We start from the raw sequence: 25,162 nt of genomic DNA, 5'->3' as shown, positions 1-25,162 counted from the left end.
TTTTAGGATAGCCTTATTATTTATAAATTAATAGAGAAGAGTAGGTGTAAAAATGGATAGTCAACTTTTTAGAAATGCTATGGGGAAATTCGCCACAGGAATAACAGTGTTGACCACATTGTATGAAGAGGAACCGCATGGAATGACAGCAAATGCATTTATGTCTGTTTCGCTAGATCCAAAGCTAGTAGTGATTTCGATTGGCCATAAAGCAAAATTTTTAAATAAAGTTAAAAATACGAAGAAATTTGCTGTTAATATTTTGGCGGATGATCAAGAACACTACTCTCGCATTTTTGCAGGGCAGCAACAAGGAGAAGGTGCTTTTGATACATTAGCTAATTTGCCTGTATTAAAAGGTGCATTAGCTCAAGTCGCATGTGAAGTTGTTTCAGAGTATGTTGAAGGAGATCACACCCTTTTTATTGGAAAAGTCCTAGATATTCGTATAGAAGAAAAAGAACCTATTCTATTTTATGGAGGAAAATATCGTAAACTTGCAAATTTAGAAAGAATAGAAAATTAAGAAGGTGTATCAGTTAATGAGACCTATGCAATCTAACTTCATCAAATTGATCAAAAGGTAAAAGTATATGTAGAGGGGGAAATTCGATATGAAAATAATTTATGTAGATCAAGAAAATATCCCAGCGCTTCAATTGAATCCTGTATTTTCTACCATGGCGCTTGGATATTTTGATGGTGTACATCTAGGCCATCGAAAGGTTATTGATGCAGCAAAAGATATAGCCAAACAAAATCAATTAGCATTGTCAGTTTTATCATTTTTCCCTCATCCTAAAAGTGTGTTGTATCCGTCTAAAGAAATGCAATATTTAGAGCCGTTAGAAGAACGAATTGAAAAATTAGAAAAGATTGGTGTCGATATTTTTTATGTTGTTCAGTTTGATAAAGCATTTGCACAAATAGAACCAGATGTATTCATTCGGCAATATATTTTAGGCTTAGGTGCTAAGCAGATTGTCTGTGGATTTGATTATCATTATGGAGCCAAAGCTAGAGGGAATGTCGATACTTTAAAGCAATATGAAAACGAACGAGTCGGCGTAACAATTATTGAGGAACAATGTATTTCACAACAAAAGATTAGTTCTTCTATTATTAGAGAATATCTAAATATCGGTAAAGTAGATGAAATTCCTAAATATTTAGGAGATTACTATAAAATCAAATGGTGTTGCCAAAAAGGCCTTTTCCCTTATTATTCTATGTCCGCCCCGGGAAAATATAGAGTTTTAGTAGATAATCAAAATAATGTAATAGAATCAAAGGTAATAGTTACACATGATCGGCAACTAGAGTTTGATTACTGTTTATCGAAATTAGGAGAACAATATACCGTATCATGGTTGGAGCATGTAAATCATTAATAAACGATTTAAAAACTTCAGAAAATTATTTTTGGAGTTTTTTACAAAAGCGATAATCGCTTTAGGAGCAGAAAAAATTAGTTGGAATAATCGGATATCAGATTCTACGTAGGAAATAAAACGATATAGCTAATAAAGGGAAATGGTGTGCTAAAAGAGATTTTTGTTTCTCTTTTAGCACACCATTTTATTTTTCAACAGTAATGAGTGATGCTTGTTTAGGAATAACTCGTCCTACTATGAAAGCTTCTCTTCCTCGTTGTTTAAGTGATTGAATGTATTCATTAGCTTCCTCTTCCGGTAAGCTGATGAATAAACCACCTGATGTGATGCTATCGCATAAAGCTAGTTGCTCATGCATTTGTAAATGCTCATCATAGGTAACTTTGTTTTTTAACCATGCATGGTTTGATTTAGAACCACCCGGTACAACACCTTTTTCAGCCAATTCAAGGGTACCTTCAATGAAAGGAACACTTGAATATTTAATAATAATACTAACGTCACTACCCTCAGCTAACTCACTAGCATGACCTAATAGTCCGAAGCCAGTAATATCAGTCACCGCATTAGGATGAAAATTCATTAAACATTCTGCGCTCACTTTATTTAACGTAGCCATTGTTTCCGTTACAAGCTTCTCTTGTTCAGGGGTAACGGCGTTTCGTTTAATACCTGTTGTAAGGATGCCAACTCCAAGAGGCTTTGTTAGTATGAGCACATCATTTGGCTTTGCACCAACATTCTTCCAAATTTCCTTTGGTGATACGATACCAGTAACAGATAAACCAAATTTAGGTTCAGCATCATCAATACTATGGCCACCAACGGTAACAGCACCAGCTTCAACAACTTTATCTGAAGCTCCCCGTAAAATGTCGGCTAAAACATCGCTTCCAAGCGTATTAATTGGAAAGCCTACAATATTTAAGGCTGTTTTGGGTGTACCACCCATAGCATAAACATCACTTAATGCATTAGCAGCCGCTATTTGTCCAAACATATAAGGATCATCTACAACAGGTGTAAAGTAATCGACTGTTTGGATTAAAGCAATCTCTTCTGTTAATTGAAATACACCAGCATCATCGGCAGTTTCGTTCCCAACTAGTAACTGTGGATGTGATGGTTGTTTTGGTAATAAGCGCAAAACTTGCGCTAAGTCCTGAGGACCAATCTTGCAGCCTCAGCCAGCTTTTGATGATAATGAAGTTAAGCGTACAATTTCTTTTTCAGTCATGTCTACACCTCCTATAGTTATGTAAGTATTAATTATGTAATAAGTATTACTTATCTTTATTAGTATACTACAATAAGACCATAATAAGGCGTGTAAAATCTGGTTATTTATTTCTTAATATTCTGAATATTTTTATCTATAAATCATTTCTACTTCATGGTTTTAAAAAGAATCTGAATTTATAATTTCTTTCATATCATACATTTTGTAAGAAATGAGAGTTGTGATTATTTTGGAAAGGGGGATTCTCATATGAAAAGCATATTTTTCTCTTTAATACTAGTTATTGTTACGATACTTGGATGGCAATATTACGAATATATAACTCGTCCAACTACTACAGCGGAAGACGTATTTAAAAGTTATGTACATAATTATCAGCAGAATAATTACAGTGGAATGTATGCTTTTGTTGATCAAAAAGAGTTAAAGGAAAAAGGATTTACTAAAGATACATTTATTCAAAAATATGAGGCTATTTTGGGTGGAATAGAAGCATCACATATAGAAATTGTAAATAAGAGACTGACTTTTAATAAAGATAATGATCACTATGAAGGGGTTTTTAAAGCAATTATTTCGACCTTCTTAGGAAATGTCACAGCTACATACTCAGCTACTATTACGCAAAAAGAAATAGATGGAAAGAATAGATGGGTTGTTAATTGGAATCCATCATTAATCTTTCCACAAATGGATTACGGAGACAAAATTAGTGCGCAAGCAATTATACCTGAACGTGGAGAAATACTAGATAGAGATGGTATACCTTTAGGGAGAAACGGATCAGTTTATGAATTAGGAATCATTCCACGGGAACTAGGAAAAAAACGCGAAGAAAATATAAAAAAAATTAGTAATTATTTTAATGTCTCAACTGAAACAATTAATCTTGCTTTAAAACAAAAATGGGTAAAGCCTGATTTATTTGTGCCTATTACTATATTACCTGATAATTTTAATCCGAGTTATTATATGGAGGATATCCCTGGTGTTTCGTTTGGTACGAGAAATATTAGACGCTATCCGTTAGGGGATAGTGCAGCTCACTTAATTGGCTATGTAAAAAAAGTGACAAAGGAAGATTTGGATCAAGATGAAGAAGGTTACTATTCAGCTAGTGATTGGATAGGAAAAGCAGGGTTGGAAGCTACTTTTGAAAAGCAATTAAGGGGAAGTAAAGGTGGCTTTATTAAAGTGATAGATGAGTCAGGAAATAGTAAAAGTATTATTAAACAAAAAGAGGCTATCAATGGTGAGGATATTCGTCTAACTATAAGTTCAACACTTCAAAGCAATTTATTTGAAGATATGAAAGGTGAGGCAGGTGCTGTAAGTGCTATGAATCCCCTTACTGGGGAATTACTTGCTTTAGTTAGTTTTCCATCTTTTGATCCAAATATAATGGTAACTGGTATGTCCGTGGAGAAGTGGAATTCTTATAATGACGATCCTAAATTTCCGTTTTTAAATCGATTTACCAGTTTATATGCACCAGGATCTGTATTTAAGGCTATAACAGCTTCGATTGGAATTGATTCAGGAGTGACCTATCCTGAAAAAAGGCGTCATATCAATGGATTACAATGGAAAAAAGATAGTAGTTGGGGTGGATATTATGTGACTCGGGTTGCAAATGCTTCAAATGTAAACCTTTATGATGCACTTGCTCTATCGGATAATATTTTTTTTGCTCAAGAAGCACTTGAAATGGGCTATAAAATGTTTGAATCAAAAGCAATCCAATTCGGATTTCAATCTGATTTTAATCTACCGTTATATGTTCCGAAAAGCCAACTTTCAAATGAAGGTATTCACGGTGAGGTGTTGTTAGCAGACTCATCATATGGTCAAGGAGAAGTATTAATGTCTCTGATACATTTAGGGGTTGCTTTTACGCCATTTGCTAATAGTGGACAACTAATATTTCCTCATTTACTTTTGGGAGAACAAAACGGACATAAAGAAAGAATTATAAGTAATAACACCGCAGAAGTCGTAAATAATGCTCTTGTACAAGTTGCAGAGAGAAGGGATGGAACAGCCTACAGTTTACATACATTACAAGATAAAATCGCTGCGAAAACAGGTACAGCTGAATTGAAAAAGAAAAAGGGAGAGAATGGTCTCGAAAATGGTTTCCTTGTAGCGTACGATACAGAGTCACCTAATATTTTAATTGCAGCAGTGGTAGAGAATGTAAAAGGTAGAGGTGGAAGTCAAGTGGTTATTAATAAAGTAAAGCCATCACTTCAAACTTATCTAACTTTTAATCATTAATGAAATATAAAGAGTGAGATGATAAAAAATGTTAAGTAAATGTCGTCTTATAGGTGGAATTGGGTTTATCTGTAGTACTGTTTTATACATTCTAATACCCCAACCGGTAATTGTAACTGTGTATTGTTCCACATGTGTATTATTTTTACTTTCAATTTTTTTAGAATTAAAGGTGATTTATGATGAAGAAGCAAAGAAAGAAGGAAGAGAAGAAAGTTAAATACACGAATGTAATTCGATTAAATCTATTGTTTTTTATTGTTTTCGTATTATTTGTTGCACTCATTTTAAGACTCGCGGTTGTACAAATTTTAGATGGTGAAAAATATAGTCGTGATGCTAGTGCCACCACTCATAGAGTAGTGAAAACATCTAATCCTAGAGGTAAGATTTATGATCGAAAACATCGAATTATAGTAGATAATGAATCCACATATGCCATCGTTTATTCAAAAGAAGAAAAAACGACGACAAAAGAAATGCTTGATATAGCAAGGAAACTATCTCAATTGATTCAATTGGATACAAACAAGCTTACAGAAAGAGATTTAAAAGATTATTGGATTGTAACAAGACCTGAACAAGCAGTAGAAAAAATAAGTCCAAAAGAATGGAAGGATACGACGAAGTCTGATCAGGATTTATATAAATTACAATTAGAGAGGATTAATTCAAAAGATTTAGCAGCTATTGATAAAAATGAATTAGAAGTAGCAGCAATACTAAGGGAAATGAAAAAAGGATATGCCTATTCTTCTCAAATAATTAAAAATAAAGGCGTTACAGATACAGAGGTAGCGGTAGTAAGTGAACAATTGAATGAATTACCTGGAGTTGATATTTCTATCGATTGGAACAGAAAGTATAATTATAATGATGTTTTTCGTTCTGTATTAGGGAATGTTTCATCATCAGAAGATGGATTACCGAGTGACAAGTTAGAAGATTTTCTATCAAAAGGATATAGTCGAAATGATCGAGTAGGTAAAAGTCAAATAGAGTTGCAATATGAAGATTTATTACAAGGCGAGAAATCTGTATCAGAAATTGAAATGAGCAAAGACGGAGATTTACTCTATAAAAAGGTCATAAATGAGGGTAAAGTAGGAAAAAATCTTGTTTTAACGATTGATATGGAATTACAGAAAAAAGTAGAGGAAGTATTAACAAAAGAATTAGTGATGGCTAAAAATAACGGTGGTGGAGAATTTTTAAACAGTGCATTTGCCGTTGTTATGAATCCACAAACTGGAGAAGTTCTTTCAATGTCTGGAAAGAAGTTAGAAAATGTAAATGGGAAAATAAAAGTGATTGACCATGCACTTGGAACGATAAATTCGTCATTTGAAATGGGGTCTTCCGTGAAAGGTGCTACTATATTAACTGGATTTGAGACAGGGAGTATTAAACCAAAGCAACAATTCTTGGATGAACCCATCTATATTAAAGGTACAAAGGTGAAGAAATCTGTTAGTACGATGGGGATGCTTAATGATCAGACAGCACTTCAACGTTCATCTAATGTATATATGTTTAAGGTTGCCATGGCTATGTTTGGAAAAACGTATTATAAAGATATGAAATTACCAATAAAGCCAGAAGCGTTTAATACATTTCGTTATTACTTTAATCAATTTGGGTTAGGAATTAGAACGGGGATTGATTTACCGAATGAAGCAGCTGGCTTGCCTGGTAACAAATATGACCCTGGTTATCTGTTAGATTTTACAATTGGACAATATGATACGTATACACCTATCCAGCTTACTCAATACATTTCAACAATTGCTAATGGAGGCTACCGTGTACAGCCACATTTGCTTAAAGAAGTTTTGAATCCTTCTGATGGAATGGAAGTATATAAATCTGTAGAGACGAAAGTATTGAATAAATTAGATATGAAGCAAAGTTATATAGAGCGGGTACAGGAAGGGTTTAGAAAAGTATATCAAGAACCGGGTGGCACAGCGTACTCATACTTTAGTCAGCCCCCTTATAATGAATATAAATTAGCCGGAAAAACAGGAACAGCTCAATCGTTCTACTACGATCCAGTAAAAAAATATTTATATAAAGAACAGCCAACTTATAATTTAACCTTAGTAGGTTATGCACCTTATGATCATCCAGAAATAGCATTCTCAGTTGTAGTACCAAACACGAAGACAGATTCTCATCCAGTTAATAAAAGAATTGGCCAAGGTATTATTAAAGCGTATTTTGATTTAAAAAAAGAGTAACATAAGGCGTCTAAAAAGTGATTGATAATACTTTTTAGACGCCTTTTTTCGCTTTATTAAGGTTCCAATGAATACCTTTTTGTCGTCAATCACTTATTTGGAAGGTAATGTAGCTTTTTTTACATATCATGATGAGCATGGTTCTTTTGGCGACTGTGATTACGATTTTTAACTTTATGAGAGCCACTTAAAGGAGCAGGCTGTCCAGATTGATGTCCTTTAGGCGCATTTTTTTTCATATCTTTACCATCATTTTTATTCATTGTAACGCCTCCTTTTCCTTCTTAAATTGTGCGACTCAAGCAGAGTTTATTCCATGAATAAAGTACATGATTTTGAAGAAAATAAGCTTGATTATATAAAGAAGGAGATGTGGGAACATGCCTTATCATCAAAATCCACAACAAGCGTTTCAGCAAGCACAAGAAGGAACGAAGGACGTTATAGATGTTTATGAGAATTTAGATTTTAGTGGAGCAGCTTTCGGTCATCAATTAAACCATTTGAAACATGAAATTAATGAAGCATATCAACAAATTGAAAATGCCATGGAAGTAGCGACAGATCATCAGCGCGATCAACTACAAAAATTCCAAATGGATTTGAAAGCAATAGTAGACGAAGTAAATAAAAACTGAAAAAATAGCATTGATAGGACATCGCTTTTAAAGTAACGGTTCTGTTTTTAGGTGATAAAACGCAAGTATAAGCATATTTGACAGCACAATTACGGTTTTGACACACTCATTAGAAATAGAAAAAAAGCATCGATTATAGTTGTTATTCGGTGCTCTTTTTGACGTTTGATCAAAAACCATATGAATGACAAGATAGAGTTTATCTTTTTTTTATAATTTATTTAGAGGAAGTTTATAGTAGGGTACTAACATAATAGGAGAAGTAACTATAATCATAAAATGAGGAGACTATAAAATGAATAAAAAAGCAAAAGCCATATCATCAATACTACTCGGATGCACATTTGTATTAACAAGTTACAGTAGCGCGAACGCTCAAGAAAATCATAGTAAATATGGGCAAGATGCGAGTGTTCATGATAAAGAAAATCATGGTAAATATCATCAAAAAACTGTTAAAGAGAATAAAAAAGAACATAAGTTTACTAAAGGGCAGGTAATGGCTGACATTCTTAGTAGTACCAATTGGCAAGGTACAAGAGTGTATGACAAACATCATAATGATTTAACAAAAGAGAATGCGAACTTCATAGGTCTTGCGAAATATGATGTGAAAACAGGACATTATGAATTTTTTGATGCAAAGACTGGGAAAAGTCGTGGGGATAAGGGAACATTCTTTATCTCTAATGATGGGAAGAAGAGAATATTAATTTCAGAATCAATGAATTATCAAGCTGTTGTTGACATGACAAAATTAGATAAACATGTTTTTACTTATAAAAGACTGGGAAAAGATGCTAATGGCAATGATGTAGAGATATTTGTTGAACATATTCCATATAAAGGGGAAAAGCTTTCTTTTACTGATCCAGACAAGCAGTTGAACACTATTACCGGAAAAATTGATAAAAAGGTTGATGGAGATGAAATTTTAAGTAAAACTCTTTGGAATGGAACAAAGGTATTAGATGAAGACGGCAATGATGTAACAAAATATAATACTAGCTTTATTAGTCTGGCAAAATTTGATGATAAGACTAATAAATATGAGTTTTTCAATCTTGAAACAGGCAAAAGCCGCGGTGATTTTGGATATTTCGATATTATACACAAAAATAAAATAAGAGCCCATGTTTCGATTGGAGTTAATAAATATGGAGCTGCGCTTGAACTTACTGAACTTAATTCAAATAAATTTACGTATAAAAGAACGGGTAAAGACAAAGTTGGTAATGACATAATTGTATTCGTTGAACATGAACCTTATAAAGGTGATTTTAAACCGAAATTTAGTTTTAAATAAAACGTCAAATAAGATTGACCCGTCATCAAGGAGGGAATTGTTTTCTTTATTCCCTTTATATTTCTTTTGGTAAATTTAAGCTGTCAGGGAAGTTCACTGAAGTAACGGGTTTAGTACAAAAGATTGTAATGCTTTCTTTTAAATCAATAGTGACTTCAGTAAGGCGATTGTTAATGTTTTAAGATTACATTAATAGCATTTTATTTATATCATTAATGGAGGTTTAGCAATGGACAAATTCATGGAACTAGCAGTAGAACTAGCGGTAGAAAATGTTCGTGAGGGTGGACAACCTTTTGGTGCAGTACTTGTGAAAAATAACAACGTTGTAGCTGAGGGTGTTAATGAGCTGCACAAAACTTATGATGTTAGTGGACATGCGGAATTACTGGCTATCCGGCGCGCACAAGAGCGATTGCAAACGGATAACCTATCAGATTATACAATGTATGCAAGTGGGGAGCCTTGTCCGATGTGTCTCACGGCTATGTACTTTGCTGGAATCGAAAAGGTTTTTTATTGTGCTTCAGTTGAGAATGCGGTTGAAGTGGGATTAGGGAAATCTAAAACAATATATGAGGATTTACAAAAAACAAAAGCAGAACGCTCACTTTCGATGATACAAGTGCCATTAAATGAAGGGCAAAAAAATCCAATGAAGCTTTGGAAGGAGAGAGTGTAGTCTAATGATTGTAATTGGAAATGGCTGATGCTTTAAGCACAGCAAAAATTTCATTCAATTGTAATGAAGACATAGACTATTCAAAATAGTAAGCATAAATTTTCTCGAAAAACAATAGATGAATTACAACAATTGAAAAAATATTTCATGAAAACAAAGTCTTTTTGTCGGACTTTTCTCCTTGAATTTGTTAACCTCATGATGATAGTGAAAACTTAATTTTGATTTGCGTTTTCTATATCAAAATACAAACATGATGGAAAAGGAGCTTTACAATGAAAAAAAGTTTATTTGCCTTTTTATTATTACTAATGATTATACCTACGATGGCATACGCTCACACGGGTTTAGTTTCATCAAATCCTAGTGAAGGACAAATAATTAAAGAAGATTTATCACAGATTACGTTGCAATTTGAGTCTGAAATTGAAAAGTTGAGCTCAATGAAAGTAATTATAGATCATAAAGAAATACCATTCGCTAATTTAGAAGTTAAAGGGAATGAAATGATGGGGACACTTTCCACTCCACTAGAGAATGGAAAGTATACGATTGAATGGAAGATTGTTGGTGAAGATGGGCATAACATAGAAGGGGAAATTCCTTTCAATATTGAAAAAGAGCAAACTGCCGCTATAAATAACAATGTATCAGTGAAAGATGATCAAAAGGACTCAGGTACAGAAAAGAAAGAAGTTCAAGATCAACCGAAAGTTGGTAATGAAGAGACAAAGAATGGGTCAGTGATGACAATTGTTATAATTATCGTATTAGGAATTCTATTAGTGGCCGGATTTATGATGTTATTAAAAAAGAAGAAATAAGATGAATATTCTTGTAATTATTGCAGAAGTAATCAGTTACATTCTTTTTTCTTTTCTAGTAGGTTATGTAGCTTTGCAATTTGTTTCCGAATCCAAAAAACCAATTATTATAGTTGGAAAAACAACTTTGTTACTTTCTACTTTAGGAATCATCATTTGTTCTTTTGCTCCAGTTCTGAAAAATATTACATACTTTTCAGGTGATGTAGGCGTATATGTAGCAACTGTATCAGTACTTACTGACTTTAAAGTAGGTAAGGCATGGTTGTTTATAGCTTTTGCAGCTACTTTGTTATGGATTACTTTTTATAAAGTGGGTTCTAAGTATCTTCAAGCTATTTTTCTTCTGTCAATGATTATCGCAGTGGGATCCGCAGGTCATGTTGCTTCATTGTCTTATTGGACAGGACTGATCTCACATTCAATTCATTTCTTGTTAGCAACCTTTTGGGTGGGCGTATTACTATTGGTAGGATGGTTTGCGAAAGACGAACAAAATTGGTCTGCCTTTTTACGTTGTTTTTCTCCTATGGCAATAGTTTGCTTCGTTTTAATCATAGGTAGCGGTCTCATTCTTATGTTTAAAGTTGTCGAGCCTGTACAATATGTAAATGCTTGGTCTATCCCATACGGAAAGATGTTGCTACTTAAACATATAAGTATTATCCCAGTCCTTGTATTTGCATACATTAATGGTTTTCTGTCGAAAAGAGTTTTTAGTTCACATACATTCGATCCTAAACCGTGGATTAAGATTGAAAGTATCCTATTATTAATAATATTTTCAATAACAGGAACTATGGGGACATTGCCACCACCATATGAGGCACTTGCTTCAAATGTTCATGTGTCATTTGTTCTATCCATTCAAGGTGTTTCATTACTGGTTATGTCATTTCTGTTTATATGTATGATAGTTTTAAGCTTTTATAAAAAAGCATCGGCTTTTTTAGGGTTGTTATTTAGTATTGGTTTTATAGCATCTCTGTATATTGGTTGGATGTTGAATCTATTCTATTGAAAAGGGCTGTCCGAAAAGTGATTTTAAATCATTTTTTGGACGCCCTTTTATGCTTTTTGTACCATTTGAAGTCGTGTTCATTTAAATCTCACTTTTGCTTAGTAGACTAAAAAAGCTGATTTTTGGCACTTTTGGTCAAGATAAAATTCAAATGATTCCTTCAAAACACTTATTGGACAGCATCTTTTTTCGAATTTATATTTTGTTTATATTTAAGATATATAGAGTTTAGAACTGCGCTTCATAATAAAGGTTAAGCAAATGATAAAGGAGAGAATATAGTATGAATAACAGATTTAAATTCGCAACACTCGCTATTTTTAGCACAGTCACATTATTAGCGGCATGCTCTGATGCAACTAACAATGAGGCAAACAATTCAAAAGTACAAAATCAACAGGCGGAAGGCAATCAAGTTGAGAAGCATTTAACAAAGGGTCAAGAAATGGTGAATGTATTAAGCAGTACAAATTGGCAAGGTACTCGTGTTTACGATGAAAATAATAATGATTTAACTAAGGAAAATACTGGATTTATCGGTTTGGCAAAATATGATTCGAAGACAGGTCGATATGAATTCTTTGACGCGAAAACAGGTCAGACACGTGGTGATGAAGGTACATTCTTTATGACAAATGATGGTAAGAAGCGTATTTTGATTTCAGAAACGATGAAATATCAAGCCATTGTCGAAGTGACTGAATTAAATGATGAGATTTTTACTTATAAACGCATGGATAAAGATGCGAATGGTAATGACATAGAAGTGTTTGTGGAGCATATACCGTATGAGAATAATGAATTAGACTTCACAAAAGAAAATCAAAAGTTAACTACTTCGACAGGAAATATTAATACTCGTGTGAGTGGGGATACAATTCTTAGTAAAACATTATGGCAAGGTACAAAGGCGCTTGATGAAAAAGGCAATGATGTCACAAAGTATAATGAGAATTTTTTAAGTATTGCAAAGTTTGAAGGGGATACAAATCAATATGAATTCTTTAACATAGAAACAGAAAAAAGTCGTGGTGATTATGGTTACTTTGATGTGATTCATGACAATAAAATTCGCGCACATGTATCAATAGGTGATAATAAATATGGTGCCGTATTGGAACTGACTGAATTAAACGATGACAAGTTTACTTATAAGCGTATTGGTAAGGATGCGGATGGCAAGGATATAACAATTTTTGTAGAGCACAAGCCATATAAGGGAGATTTGAAGCCATCATTTAGTTTTTAAACAACAAGAAAGTCCATTACTTGAAAAAGTAAGGCATCTCCTTTATAAATTGAGGAAAGGAGATTAATATGACAATCAAAAATAGATTCTTAACTTCATATATTGGAGGTATCGTTATTGCGAGTGTCTCCATTCTCGCAATTTTATGCATTGTTTTTTATGTGACAATAGGCTCAGTTCCGACACCTAAAACATTGTATAAAACTTTTACGCAGCAGCGCTCTTTGAGTCCAGAAGAGCAGCTTGCTTACGTAGAGTTACGTAATATTGCCAAGCTAAATCCAGACAAACTTTTAGCGCAAGATACGCATGAAAAATGGAAACAAATTGAGAAGAAGTCACTTGGGGTTGTTATCCGTCGCGATGAGAAAATCTTGTATTATTCGAAAGGTCTAGTAGAAAAATCACTTATCGTGCATTTTCCAAGTTTTGATACAAATAATATTGAAACGAAGGGTACAATCGATAATGCAGGTAGGCTGTATCGTTATATTAAGTTTGATTTTTTTTATAGTGACAATTCGAAGGGTAGCGTTTTAGTACTTAAAAAGGAAAGTAGTTTTTTAGATTTTCTTACAAAATGGGGAATTATAATTATTTTCATTATCCTACTTGTATCCATTGCAGCAATGCTCTTTTTAAATCAACTTTTACGTAAGACAATTATTAAGCCTTTAGAAAATTTAGGACAGACTATGTCTAAAATGCGAGAGGGAGATTTAATGATCGATGAACCTCTTATACCTACCAATACAGCAAGAGAAGTCCAAGAGTTGACAGCTAATTTTGAGAGTATGCGAGCAGCGCTTTTAGTTTCAATCCAGGATCAGAGAAATCTTGAAAATAACCGTAAAGAATTAATAGCCAGTATTTCTCATGATTTAAAAACACCGATTACATCTATCATTGGGTATGTTGAAGGCTTACTGGAGGGAGTTGCTGAAACCCCTGAAAAGCAGGAAAAGTATTTGAAGACCATTCATTCTAAATCACTAGCATTGAATAAATTAATTGAAGAACTTTTCCTTTACTCTAAGTTTGATGCAGAGGCAGTTCATTTCTATTTTGAACGTATACAGCTTGCAAAGTTCCTCGCACATATGGTAGAAGAATTTCAGTTATATCACCAAGATGTTCAGTTTGTGTTGAATGTAGCAGATGATGTGTACGCCCATATTGATCGTATGCAGATGAATCGAGCAATTACTAACTTAATAGAAAATAGTATGAAGTTTAGAAAAACAACTGAACCGTTGTGTGTGATATTAGAAGTAGTAGTCGTGGATTATATAGTTGAAATTGTTGTGAAAGATAATGGACAAGGAATTTCGGAACTACAACTCCCATATGTATTTGACCACTTTTATCGTGGAGAAGAAGCGCGTACATCTACGACAGGGGGAAGTGGCTTAGGTCTTGCAATTGTGAAGCAGATAGTCGAGCAGCATAATGGTCAGGTGAAAATTCAAAGTAAGCTACATAATGGTACGACGGTGACAATAACATTGGAAAAAGCTTGAAGGAAGGGTCAATAAATGGAGCCATCACGTATATTAATCATTGAAGATGATATCAGTATTGCAGAATTACAAAGAGATTATCTAGAAATTCATCAAATAGAGGCAGAAATTGTAACGGATGGTTTTGAGGGAGTGAATCGAGCATTAAATGAGCCTTTTGATTTAATTGTCATTGATTTAATGCTCCCCTCAATGAATGGTTTTGAAATATGTCGACGTATTCGAGAAAAGAAAGATATTCCATTGATGATTGTATCTGCTAAAAAAGAAGATGTCGATAAGATAAGAGGTCTTGGGTTAGGTGCAGATGATTATATGACGAAACCATTTAGTCCGAGTGAGCTAGTGGCACGTGTACAAGCTCATATTAAACGTTATAAGCAACTGACAGGTACTGGACAAGCACAGGATCATTTAGAGATGAAGAATATTATAGTTGAGAAAGCTGCGCGTAAAGTATTCGTTTTAGGTCAAGAAGTTATTTTTACGACGAAGGAATTTGATCTTCTCGTGTTCTTTATGGAGCATCCGAATCGCGTATGGACAAAGGAGCAGCTTTTCCGTCAATTATGGTATATGGATGATTTAGATGGGGATGTTTTTACAGTTGTTGTTCATGTAGGACGCGTTCGAGATAAATTAAAAAAGGGTAAACTATCGGAGTTGCCAATTGAGACAATCTGGGGCAGTGGATATCGCTTTAATAGTTGAAAATATCCTTGTGAAAGGAAGGTTTACATGAAGTTTTTTATTGGCATTATCGTAAGCGTTTTCTTACTATTAACAGGATGTAATGAAAGGGAGGAAAAGAATGTGAAGCAACAGTCAGATAGTCTTATTCAAGCAATTGAAAACAATGATTTAGAAAGTGTGCAAGAAATTTTAAAGGATTCGTCATATCTAATTAATGAATCGAATGATAAAGGGGAGACGCCTCTCTTAATTGCTGCACATAAAAATAATATCGAGGTGGCAAAACTTTTAATAGAAGCGGGAGCAGACATTAATCAACAAGATCGTATTCAGGATAGCGCCTATCTGTATGCAGGTGCACAAGGGAAAACAGAGATTTTAAAGTACATGCTTGAGCATGCTGAGCCAAATCAAAACATTTTTAATCGCTTTGGTGGTAATGCTTTAATACCAGCAGCTGAAAAAGGACATTTAAACAATGTGAAGCTACTTTTAGTAGATGGCAAAGTAGATATCGATCATCAAAATAATTTTGGCTATACGGCATTAATCGAAGCAGTAGCATTAACTGACGGTACAGAAGTGTATCAGCAAATTGTACAAGAATTACTAGAATATAATGCGAATAAAGAACTTCGTGACCAATCGGGTATGACAGCACTTGATTATGCTATGGAGAGGGGCTATACAACAATGATTAAAATATTAGAAGAATAGTAGTAAGATGGATATAGCGATTAGGTATATCCATTTTATTATGTAAATTGACGATTGAGCTCTTTTTGTGAATTACCAAATTCGCTTGATATTTTGTTAAAAGAGAAATATCATCCAAAATAGATAGTGTGTAAAAAAGAAGAGATGTTTCCTTAACGGAAGCACCTCAGAGATGGATATATTGGTACTAGAGAAGGGAATCTGTCTAAAATAGTATCCCGGTTTTTATCCGTTTAGTGAATAGGGGATGTTGTCTAATCATTATTCCGTTGTACCATAGTCAATAATTGTTGTAGTAATATTGGTGGTGATGGGAATGTTTTGATATGTTTCTTTCCAGTTTATTTTAGTCCAAATATCATTGTGAAATGCTTTTACTCGTAAACCGATGCCGAGGCCATCACAGTTCGATTGTTGCAGTTTCTTAATGGTTTTATTAGCAGCTTTAGTTAATTCTTTTTGGATATTTTTATTTAGTTCTCGTATTACGTCCTCACGATTTAAATGGTCTATTGGATACTCCTTAATACTTAATTTTAAATCCAAATCAATATTGACCACAATATTATCGGATTTTTCTTTAACAACTAAATTTCTTTTCATTTTCAGTACGTTGAAGGTGACTTGATTACTTAATTCATTCTTTTTCTTGTTGGATACTTTAAATGTAAAGGTTCGTTTTTTTCTGTTCTCTCCGTTAAGTAATAAATACATTTTTGCTTCTAAGTTAGATAGTTCTCCTACAAACCGATTTTGATTAAAAAGTGCCAATCCAATAACTGTTGCTCTATTTTGTTCATCCGTTAATTTAATATGAGGAATTAAGATATCCTTTTCTGCAGCTTCGAGTTTAGATGAAGTATCTTGAACGGTTACCTCGGGTAACTCCCCTAATTTTATAGCACTTTTTATTAAGCCATTAAAATATGCGCCTTTTAGTGGTTGTTCTGGTGGTACAATAGATAATGCTTCTTTTGCAGTTCCCTTTACAATTGCAACATATGCATTTAAAGGACTTTTTGAATCTCTATAAAAAGTATCCATTACAGGGAGAATGCTTTGCTTTGCTAACTTTTCACCAATTAAAAAAACTTGTACTTTTGAATAGTCTAATTCCTCTGCAAATTTTTTGTTTATTTGTTCAGTAGCATCTTGAGTGGAAGCACCTTTACCCGAAACGGTGACAGCTTCCTGCTCCTGACTAGTGTCTTGTCCTTTTATTGAAATTGGAAATGCAACAGTTTCAAGCAGTTCTTTTTTAACAAGATCAAAGCTTATTATTGTAATAACCCCTTTATCTTTTAGCAATCGTTGATCCCAACAACCACTGCAAGCGAGTAATATAAAACAAAGAAGGCTTCCAATCTTAATTATTTTCATGAGATACACCCTCTGTCTGTTGCTTTGCTATTGATAGAAAAAGTAAAAAAGCAGGTATCAAAACTATAAAGATAATGCCACAATTTGAAATAAGTAATTCTAATTGAATTACTTCTTCTTTTAGATTCCAAATGAGTGAAATAATTAAACTACAAAATGCTGACAAGTAAACAAATAATACTCTCGTTTTTTTATAGAACAGGTTCTTTAGCGCTTTGGATGCAGAATATAAATGGTTCATGAAAGAAGTAGATACTAGTACGATCCATAGTGTAATAAAGAAAAGATCGGGTCTTTCAATTAATGTTAGCTTCAGGGACTTTATTAAATATGGAACAGGTTCAGGAATTCTTGATAATTCGTGTGCATTAAAAAAAATTAAGCAAGAAAATGTAATTAACGTGTAAAAGAGAGTTGTAAACAAATTGGCTAGGGAAGTTACTTTTAATTTTGTTATAGAGGATGAATTAACGTATGGAAAAATAATTAACATCATTTCAAATCCTATAAAAGAAAAAAAGCCTCATGTGTCCCTTTTAAAATAGGGAGGTAATTCGAAAATCCAATTGGTAATATGTTTAACAGAGTCCCATCTTTTAAAGAATAAAATGTTAACGGAATCATGAAAATCGAAACAAATGTACAAAGTAAAAAAAAACGACCTATCACACGAAGATTATCCTTTACCACATAGATTGCAATGCTTATCATAAGAGCTTTCGTAACCCAATGAGGTGTATGAGGTAATAGCCAATCAGCTATAATATTGCTGTATAACGATAGTACAATACTACTTAAACATATAAAGTAAATACTATATAAAAAACAAAGAAATATTCCTAATTTTCTCCCTAATAGCTTTGTTATGATTTCAAAAAAATTAGAAGTTGGATATCTTCGAGCAAGAAACCAGTGAAGAAATATTAATATTTGAATAAAAAGCCCTGTTAATAAAATAGATAACCAACTATCAAATTTTGCTTCCTTGAATAGTTCATAGGGCATAGTTAATATAGCGATACCTATTTGAGATTGCAAAATAATACCAAATAATTGAAGTGGGGTTATGTGATTTTTAGCTGTCATTATTATCCCACTTTCTATTTTTACTTTGTTTTTTTACTTTTTTAGGATTAGCATCAAGTGGCCGTTTACTAAACATCCAATTTGGAAATCTAACAAAGGTGTCTTTCAAGTTTGTTAAGTGAAACGGAGCAAATGGTGCAAAATATGGTTTACCGTATGATTCTAATTTACATAGGTGCTTCGCTATAAACAATGACAAAAAAACGATTCCTACAAAACCTAATGTTGCTGCTGCAATCATAAATGGATAAGCTAAAGTTCGAAGAGAATTACTCATTTCATAAGATGGTATTGTGAAAGAAGCAATGGATGTTATGGCAATAATGATAACCATAACATTTGATATTAGTCCTGCTTTAATAATGGCATCCCCTATAATTAAGCCTCCAACAATACCAATTGTTTGTCCAATTGGTGTAGGTAAACGTACTCCAGCTTCTCTGATTAGTTCAATAGTTACAAGCATAATAATCGCTTCAACAAGTGGTGGAAAAGGAATCCCTTCTACTGAATTTTTAACTAGTAGTATTATATCGTTAGGAATAATCTCAAAATGATAAGCAATTGTTGCGATATAAAAGGCAGGGAAGCTAATAGAAATGATAAAGTTCATTAGTCTTAAAAAACGATATACAGTAGCTGTAAATACTCTTGAATTATAGTCATCTGGCGTTTGAAAAAAGGCGAAAAACGTAATAGGGAGGATTAAAACCTCAGCACTTCCATCAGCCATTAGTATAATTCTTCCGTCTAATAAATGGGCCATTCCCCGATCAGGTCTTTCTGTATATAGCGTTTGAGGAAAAGGTGAAAAAGGTTTATCCTCGATAAATTCTTCTAAGAAACCTGGAGTGAAAATCATATCGGAAGATACATCATTTAATCTTTTTTCTACTATTTTAAGTATGTTTGGGTCTACTAAATCATTCATATAGAGAAGGGCAACTTTATTATTTTCTTCTGTTCCCATTTCTTTATATTTAACTGTTAATTGACGGCTTTTTATTCTTTTTCTAACCAAATTAATATTAATATCGATACTTTCTACAAAACCTTCATGAGAGCCTCTAACTACCTTTTCACTAATTGGTTCATCAGGGGAACGATTAATTGGTTTTGAAGAATTTATTAAATATAAATTGTTTTCTTGTTCAATAATTAGAATGCATATGCCTTTATTGAGCATATTTATTGCCTTATTTAAGTCAATTGTTGTTTTTACATCTGGAATCGTTATAATTTCTTCAATAGGTTTAATAGTATTGCTATTTAATGGAGATAATAGTCCATTTTGAATTATTTCAGCATCACAAATGGTATCAATATACACAATTACAGCATCATTGTCGTTATATTTAAAATATCGAGTTTGTAAATCATCAGTGTAATTATATTTCTCTTTAATATAAGAAATATTTTCATTAAGAGTAGAAGAAACGTGCTTATCATCATTTATTTCATTTTCAACATAAATTTTCTTCTTTTTCTTCCGTTTAAAGAACATAATATAATCACTCTTTCACAATTATTGATTTTATTATGTGGGTTAATAAGGAAATTATGCAGATTTTCGAAAGAGTAACTTTCCCGATTTCGTCATAATGTATGTTATTTAGTAGTAAGTAGATGATTTAAGACTGTATTGACAAATAAATGGGAGATTAGTAAGTTGGAAATTGGGTAATTGTAAAACAACTAGAGATTTGGAGGCTTATCATGACTAATATAGAACAAAACATATTTAACATCATAAACGAGCGTCATTCTATCAGAGAGTTTGATGGTAATTATAAAATACATAAAGATGAAATAGAGGAAATGATTCAAATAGCAGCTACTGCTCCTTCTTCTAGTAACTTACAACCATGGCGCTTTCTAATTATTCAAGACGAAAATGTAAAAAAAGAACTACAGGGTATTGCCTATAATCAAGCTCCAATTGGAAGCTGTTCAGCTGTTATTTCTGTTATTGGCGATACAAAAATGTATAAAAATGTTGAAAAAATATATCATAGTAATTTTGAAGCTGGTCATATTGATGAAGTAAATACACAACGTTTAATTGATAGTGTCATGCATTCATATCCAAGCTTTGCGTCTGAAGCAAGAGCGAATATCGCTTCATTTGATGCAGGCTTAATTTCAATGCAATTCATGCTTATTGCGAAGGCAAAAGGATATGATACGGTTACTATTGGCGGCTTTAATAAACAAGAATTTGCAGAGCGCTTTGAGCTAGAGGATCGATATATGCCTATCGTGTTAATTGCTCTTGGTAAAGCAGCTGCACCAGCATTTAAAACAACGAGGTTACCTGTAGAAGAGATAGTGGATTTTATTTAATTTAGTATGCAAATGGCAGGGGAGTATACCTCTGTCATTTTTTTAGCTTAAATGTTTTTCTCTAGCTATGATTAGTTGTATACTTTTCAAAATGCTATTTTCTTAATATTATGAATGTATAGAATGTAAAGTGTGAATTAAAATATTGGGGTGTTTAAATGAAAGCATTAGTACATAGTGATAAAGATGGATTTGCTGGTTTATTGTATCGAGAAATAGAAGAGGTAAAGCCTGGACCAGGAGAGGTAAGAGTTCGTATTAAAATAGCGGGCATGAATCATCGTGACTTATTCGTGCTAACTCGTCATAAAGCTACTGATGCACCATTAATAATAGGCTCAGATGGAGCTGGAATAATTGATGCAGTCGGTGAAGGTGTAGATGTAGATCAAATTGGAGCTGAAGTTATAATTAACCCAGGACTTGGTTGGAAAGAGAAAAGTGATGCTCCACCAGCTGGTTTTGAAATAGTGGGGCTTCCTTTTCATGGTACGTTTGCAGAATATATTGTTGTACCAGTGGAAAATGTATATCCTAAACCTTCACATTTAAACTGGGAAGAAGCAGGAGTACTATCTTTGGCTGCTCTAACAGCTTATCGTGTGCTATTTACTAGAGCTAAAGTAAGTCATAATATGAAAGTGCTGATTCCTGGTATCGGCAGTGGTGTAGCAACATTTCTATTACAATTTGCGAAAGCTGCAGGGGCTACCGTTTATGTTACTTCACGTTCTGAAGAAAAGCGTCAGAAGGCAATGGAGCTTGGTGCTGATTTTACAATAGATAGCAGTGCTGATTGGGATGAGGCACTAAATGGTGAGAAGATGGATGTAGTTATCGAATGTGTAGGCGCAGCAACTTTTAATAAATCACTGAAGCAACTTCGTCAAGGTGGAACGATTGCAACTTTTGGTGCATCTGCTGGAGATGAAGTAACGATAAATCTTCGTGATTTCTTCTATGGTCAATTGAACATGTTAGGATCAACGATGGGAAGTGCAGAGGAATATAAAGAAATGCTAGAGTTTATTGAAGTGCATCAAATAAAGCCAGTAATTGATGGTATTTATTCATTAGACCAGTTTGGACAAGCTTTTAATCGTCTTGAAGAGGCGAAACAAATAGGGAAAATTGGTTTTATTATTGAATAAGGAATAATAAGGGGTGTTCGAAGAAAATGATTATTAATCATTTTTCGAACACCTTTTTGATCTTTAGTAGTTCTCCAAAGATTTATTGATTTTTTTTTCGCTTTTTATTATTTTGTCTTTGCATGGTCGTTAATGGTTCATTAGATAATTCTTCATTATAACCTGCACCCATACCTTGAGCAGAAGCTGCATTTGCTCCTGGTCTGACATGATTCGCCTTTCTTTTACCCACGAGTATTCACCTCATTTCACATAAAAAAAATAATTGGATACTTATATATTATTTTCTAGAAATAGTATTATATGTATTCTTGAAATCTTTTTTAGGATGTTTAGTGTTGATTTTATTGGTGTAATTAAGAATCATTATCAATTATGGTGATTTTTGATAAGTTTTACTTATCATACACAATAACATTCTTGTCATTTACTTATGTGTTGATTTTTTATACACTAAGGTTGATAGAAAACGAAGTCGGGAGAAGTTTTCAAATTTTTCGACATATATGATTTTTTCCTTTATAGTTAAAGGTGATAGAAGTTTGGTACTTAAGTTAGTATCAGACTAAGTCTTTATGAGTATTTTTCATTTAATTAAGGAAAAAAGAGGGGGATTTGTAATGGCAAAACAAGACACTTTTCAAGCACGCTCTTCTTTTGAAGCAAATGGTAAGAAGTATAACTATTATAGTTTAAGTGCTTTAGAAAAAGCAGGAATTGGAGCAGTATCTAAATTACCTTATTCAATTAAAGTACTTCTTGAATCAGTATTACGTCAAGAAGATGGACGCGTTATTACTAAAGAACATGTAGAAAATTTAGCAAAATGGGGTACAGCTGGACAACAAAATGTTGATGTACCATTCAAACCATCACGTGTAATTCTACAAGACTTCACTGGTGTACCTGCAGTAGTTGACTTAGCATCAATGAGACAAGCAATGGCTAACATTGGTGGTAATCCAGATGAAATCAACCCATTAATTCCTGTTGATTTAGTTATCGACCACTCAGTACAAGTTGATAAAGCTGGTTCAGCAGATTCATTAAAAGTGAACATGGATTTTGAATTTTCACGTAATAATGAGCGTTATCAATTCTTAAGCTGGGCTCAAAAATCATTTGATAACTACCGTGCAGTTCCACCAGCAACTGGTATCGTTCACCAAGTAAACTTAGAGTACTTGGCAGCAGTTGTGCATGCAGTAGAAAACGAAGACGGAACTTTCGAAACATTCCCAGATTCATTAGTAGGTACTGACTCTCATACTACTATGATCAATGGTATCGGTGTACTTGGATGGGGTGTTGGTGGTATTGAAGCAGAAGCAGGAATGCTTGGTCAACCTTCATACTTCCCAGTTCCAGAAGTAATCGGTGTTAAACTTGTTGGTCAACTTCCAAGTGGCGCTACAGCTACTGACTTAGCTCTTAAAGTAACTCAAGTATTACGTGCTAAAGGTGTAGTTAACAAATTCGTTGAGTTCTTCGGACCTGGCGTAATTTCATTACCTCTAGCTGACCGTGCAACAGTAGCTAACATGGCTCCTGAATACGGTGCTACTTGTGGTTTCTTCCCAGTTGATGAAGAAGCATTAGCTTACATGCGTCTAACTGGTAGAAGCGAAGAGCAAATCAAAGTTGTTGAAGAATATTGCAAAGCGAACGGACTATTCTTAACAGCTGATAGTCAAGATCCAATCTACACTGACGTAGTTGAAATTGATCTTGCTACAATCGAAGCAAATCTTTCTGGTCCTAAGCGTCCACAAGATTTAATTCCAATGTCTAAAATGAAAGAAGAATTCCACAATGCATTGAATGCACCAGCAGGTCCTCACGGATTTGGTATCGATGCAGCGGATAAAGAAAAAGAAATCACAGTTAAATTAGCTGATGGTTCTGAAGTACAAATGAAAACTGGTGCTATTGCAATTGCTGCAATCACAAGTTGTACAAATACTTCTAACCCATACGTACTAGTAGGTGCTGGTTTAGTAGCTAAGAAAGCTGTAGAAAAAGGCTTAACAGTTCCTGCATACGTAAAAACTTCTTTAGCACCAGGTTCTAAAGTTGTTACAGGATACCTTGCTGATTCAGGTTTACAACCATACCTAGATCAATTAGGATACCAAATCGTTGGTTACGGATGTACAACATGTATTGGTAACTCAGGTCCTTTAGCTGATGAGCTTGAAAAAGCAATCGCTGAATCTGATCTATTAGTTACTTCAGTTCTTTCTGGTAACCGTAACTTTGAAGGACGTATTCACCCACTTGTAAAAGGTAACTACCTAGCTTCACCACCATTAGTAGTTGCTTACTCACTAGCTGGTACTGTTGATATCGATTTCTCTACTGAAGCAATTGGTAAAGACAAAGATGGTAACGATGTAATGCTTGCAGACATCTGGCCAACAGCTGATGAAATTAAAGAAGTAGTAAATGCTACTGTAACACCGGAATTATTCAATAAAGAATACAACACTGTATTCACAAACAATGAGCGTTGGAACGAAATCAAAGTAGGTAATGATCCATTATACACTTGGGATGATGAGTCTACTTACATTGCAAACCCTCCATTCTTCGAAGGTTTGAAAGCAGAAGCTGGTACAGTTGAACCACTTAACGGATTACGCGTAGTTGCTAAATTCGCTGATTCAGTAACAACTGACCACATTTCTCCAGCTGGTTCAATCGGTCTTAAGACTCCAGCAGGCCTTTACCTACGTGAAAATGGCGTAGAACCAAGAGATTTCAACTCATATGGATCTCGTCGTGGACACCACGAAGTAATGATGAGAGGTACATTTGCAAACATTCGTATCCGTAACCAAGTTGCTCCTGGTACAGAAGGTGGATACACTACTTACTGGCCAACTGGCGAAGTTACATCAATTTATGATGCTTGCATGAAGTACAAACAAGATGGAACTGGCTTAGTAGTTCTAGCTGGTAAAGATTACGGAATGGGTTCTTCACGTGACTGGGCTGCGAAAGGTACTAACCTTCTAGGCATTAAAACAGTTATCGCTGAAAGCTTCGAGCGTATTCACCGTTCTAACCTTGTGTTAATGGGCGTTCTTCCATTACAATTTAAAGAAGGCGAAAGCGCTGATACTCTAGGATTAACTGGTAAAGAAACAATTGCAGTTACAGTTGATGAGTCAGTTAAACCAAGAGATTATGTAAAAGTTACAGCTACTGCTGAAGATGGCACTGTAAAAGAATTCGAAGCATTAGTACGTTTCGATAGCGAAGTTGAAATTGATTACTACCGTCATGGCGGTATCCTACCAATGGTTCTTCGTGAAAAATTAGCAGCTGCTAAGCAACAAGCTTAATCGTATATAAGTAAAAGACTGCTTCAAAAGTGATTAATTATCACTTTTTGGAGC

21 protein-coding genes and 1 pseudogene are annotated in these 25,162 nt (G+C 33.9%); 16 read left to right on the top strand and 6 right to left on the bottom strand.

Going from position 1 to position 25,162, the window contains the following annotated elements; all coding sequences use genetic code 11:
• Positions 1-52: 52 nt before the first annotated feature.
• Together TX86_RS10750 and TX86_RS10745 are read left to right on the top strand one after the other, a co-directional pair.
• A complete protein-coding gene (locus tag TX86_RS10750; protein ID WP_042348734.1) occupies positions 53-526 on the top strand; it encodes a flavin reductase family protein in 474 nt (157 codons plus the stop codon).
• Between the two features lie 88 nt (positions 527-614).
• A complete protein-coding gene (locus tag TX86_RS10745) occupies positions 615-1,391 on the top strand; it encodes an FAD synthetase family protein (protein ID WP_052343638.1) in 777 nt (258 codons plus the stop codon).
• Positions 1,392-1,578: 187 nt separating this feature from the next.
• Here TX86_RS10745 and selD read toward each other — a convergent pair whose 3' ends face one another.
• Positions 1,579-2,631 carry a selenide, water dikinase SelD gene (selD, locus tag TX86_RS10740; RefSeq protein WP_081707634.1) on the bottom strand — a complete coding sequence of 351 codons (1,053 nt, stop codon included), beginning with the start codon at positions 2,629-2,631 and terminating at the stop codon, positions 1,579-1,581.
• 252 nt (positions 2,632-2,883) lie between these two features.
• Between selD and pbp4 the strand changes: the two genes are divergently transcribed.
• Both pbp4 and TX86_RS10730 read left to right on the top strand, forming a co-directional pair.
• On the top strand, positions 2,884-4,911 hold the full coding sequence (gene pbp4 / locus TX86_RS10735) for a penicillin-binding protein PBP4(5) (RefSeq protein ID WP_042348730.1): 2,028 nt from the start codon (positions 2,884-2,886) through the stop codon (positions 4,909-4,911).
• 182 nt (positions 4,912-5,093) lie between these two features.
• On the top strand, positions 5,094-7,151 hold the full coding sequence (locus TX86_RS10730) for a peptidoglycan D,D-transpeptidase FtsI family protein (protein ID WP_042348729.1): 2,058 nt from the start codon (positions 5,094-5,096) through the stop codon (positions 7,149-7,151).
• Between the two features lie 119 nt (positions 7,152-7,270).
• Here the strand turns inward: TX86_RS10730 and TX86_RS26270 are convergent, their stop codons facing one another.
• A complete protein-coding gene (locus tag TX86_RS26270; protein ID WP_081707633.1) occupies positions 7,271-7,414 on the bottom strand; it encodes a small acid-soluble spore protein P in 144 nt (47 codons plus the stop codon).
• Positions 7,415-7,531: 117 nt separating this feature from the next.
• On the opposite strand from TX86_RS26270, the gene TX86_RS10725 reads away from it, so the two are divergent.
• The 9 genes from TX86_RS10725 to TX86_RS10685 all read left to right on the top strand — a co-directional run bounded on the left by TX86_RS10725 (position 7,532) and on the right by TX86_RS10685 (position 15,801).
• On the top strand, positions 7,532-7,789 hold the full coding sequence (locus TX86_RS10725; protein WP_042348728.1) for a hypothetical protein: 258 nt from the start codon (positions 7,532-7,534) through the stop codon (positions 7,787-7,789).
• A gap of 295 nt (positions 7,790-8,084) precedes the next feature.
• Positions 8,085-9,095: a DUF4822 domain-containing protein gene (locus TX86_RS10720; RefSeq protein ID WP_042348727.1), complete on the top strand. Its 1,011-nt coding sequence runs from the start codon at positions 8,085-8,087 to the stop codon at positions 9,093-9,095.
• 229 nt (positions 9,096-9,324) lie between these two features.
• Complete coding sequence (locus TX86_RS10715) at positions 9,325-9,777, top strand: nucleoside deaminase (RefSeq protein ID WP_042348726.1); 453 nt, start codon at positions 9,325-9,327, stop codon at positions 9,775-9,777.
• 275 nt (positions 9,778-10,052) lie between these two features.
• The gene (locus TX86_RS10710; RefSeq protein ID WP_042348725.1) at positions 10,053-10,601 is read left to right on the top strand and encodes a copper resistance CopC family protein; all 549 of its coding nucleotides are present in this window, start codon (positions 10,053-10,055) and stop codon (positions 10,599-10,601) included.
• Position 10,602: 1 nt separating this feature from the next.
• The gene (locus TX86_RS10705; protein ID WP_042348724.1) at positions 10,603-11,622 is read left to right on the top strand and encodes a CopD family protein; all 1,020 of its coding nucleotides are present in this window, start codon (positions 10,603-10,605) and stop codon (positions 11,620-11,622) included.
• Positions 11,623-11,905: 283 nt separating this feature from the next.
• Positions 11,906-12,871, top strand: coding sequence for a DUF4822 domain-containing protein (locus TX86_RS10700; RefSeq protein WP_042348722.1), 966 nt, complete (start codon positions 11,906-11,908; stop codon positions 12,869-12,871).
• 68 nt (positions 12,872-12,939) lie between these two features.
• Positions 12,940-14,391, top strand: coding sequence for a sensor histidine kinase (locus TX86_RS10695; protein ID WP_042348721.1), 1,452 nt, complete (start codon positions 12,940-12,942; stop codon positions 14,389-14,391).
• 15 nt (positions 14,392-14,406) lie between these two features.
• Positions 14,407-15,102, top strand: coding sequence for a response regulator transcription factor (locus tag TX86_RS10690; protein ID WP_042348720.1), 696 nt, complete (start codon positions 14,407-14,409; stop codon positions 15,100-15,102).
• Positions 15,103-15,129: 27 nt separating this feature from the next.
• Positions 15,130-15,801: an ankyrin repeat domain-containing protein gene (locus tag TX86_RS10685; RefSeq protein ID WP_042348719.1), complete on the top strand. Its 672-nt coding sequence runs from the start codon at positions 15,130-15,132 to the stop codon at positions 15,799-15,801.
• A gap of 261 nt (positions 15,802-16,062) precedes the next feature.
• Here TX86_RS10685 and TX86_RS10680 read toward each other — a convergent pair whose 3' ends face one another.
• The 3 genes and pseudogenes from TX86_RS10680 to TX86_RS10665 all read right to left on the bottom strand — a co-directional run bounded on the left by TX86_RS10680 (position 16,063) and on the right by TX86_RS10665 (position 19,771).
• Positions 16,063-17,181: a Ger(x)C family spore germination protein gene (locus TX86_RS10680; RefSeq protein ID WP_042348718.1), complete on the bottom strand. Its 1,119-nt coding sequence runs from the start codon at positions 17,179-17,181 to the stop codon at positions 16,063-16,065.
• A pseudogene (locus tag TX86_RS27610) lies at positions 17,168-18,267 on the bottom strand (GerAB/ArcD/ProY family transporter). The gene TX86_RS10680 and the pseudogene TX86_RS27610 overlap by 14 nt, the downstream one beginning before the upstream one ends.
• Complete coding sequence (locus TX86_RS10665; RefSeq protein ID WP_042348715.1) at positions 18,257-19,771, bottom strand: spore germination protein; 1,515 nt, start codon at positions 19,769-19,771, stop codon at positions 18,257-18,259. The pseudogene TX86_RS27610 and the gene TX86_RS10665 overlap by 11 nt, the downstream one beginning before the upstream one ends.
• 212 nt (positions 19,772-19,983) lie before the next feature.
• Here TX86_RS10665 and TX86_RS10660 point away from each other — a divergent pair, with 212 nt between their 5' ends.
• Complete coding sequence (locus TX86_RS10660) at positions 19,984-20,610, top strand: nitroreductase family protein (protein WP_042348714.1); 627 nt, start codon at positions 19,984-19,986, stop codon at positions 20,608-20,610.
• A 158-nt stretch (positions 20,611-20,768) separates the two neighbouring features.
• On the top strand, positions 20,769-21,761 hold the full coding sequence (locus TX86_RS10655) for a zinc-binding dehydrogenase (protein ID WP_042348713.1): 993 nt from the start codon (positions 20,769-20,771) through the stop codon (positions 21,759-21,761).
• Between the two features lie 82 nt (positions 21,762-21,843).
• On the opposite strand, the gene sspO is transcribed toward TX86_RS10655, so the two are convergent.
• Positions 21,844-21,993, bottom strand: a complete 150-nt coding sequence (gene sspO, locus TX86_RS10650) for a small acid-soluble spore protein SspO (RefSeq protein ID WP_042348712.1) — start codon at positions 21,991-21,993, stop codon at positions 21,844-21,846.
• A gap of 388 nt (positions 21,994-22,381) precedes the next feature.
• On the opposite strand from sspO, the gene acnA reads away from it, so the two are divergent.
• On the top strand, positions 22,382-25,108 hold the full coding sequence (gene acnA, locus TX86_RS10645) for an aconitate hydratase AcnA (RefSeq protein ID WP_042348711.1): 2,727 nt from the start codon (positions 22,382-22,384) through the stop codon (positions 25,106-25,108).
• The last annotated feature ends 54 nt before the right edge of the window (positions 25,109-25,162 follow it).

The sequence above is a fragment of the Bacillus massiliigorillae genome, from assembly GCF_000380245.2.
Taxonomy (GTDB): domain Bacteria; phylum Bacillota; class Bacilli; order Bacillales; family DSM-1321; genus Bacillus_AD; species Bacillus_AD massiliigorillae.
Note: the sequence above shows the minus strand (reverse complement) of the source record. Positions and strands in the feature narration are given on the sequence as shown.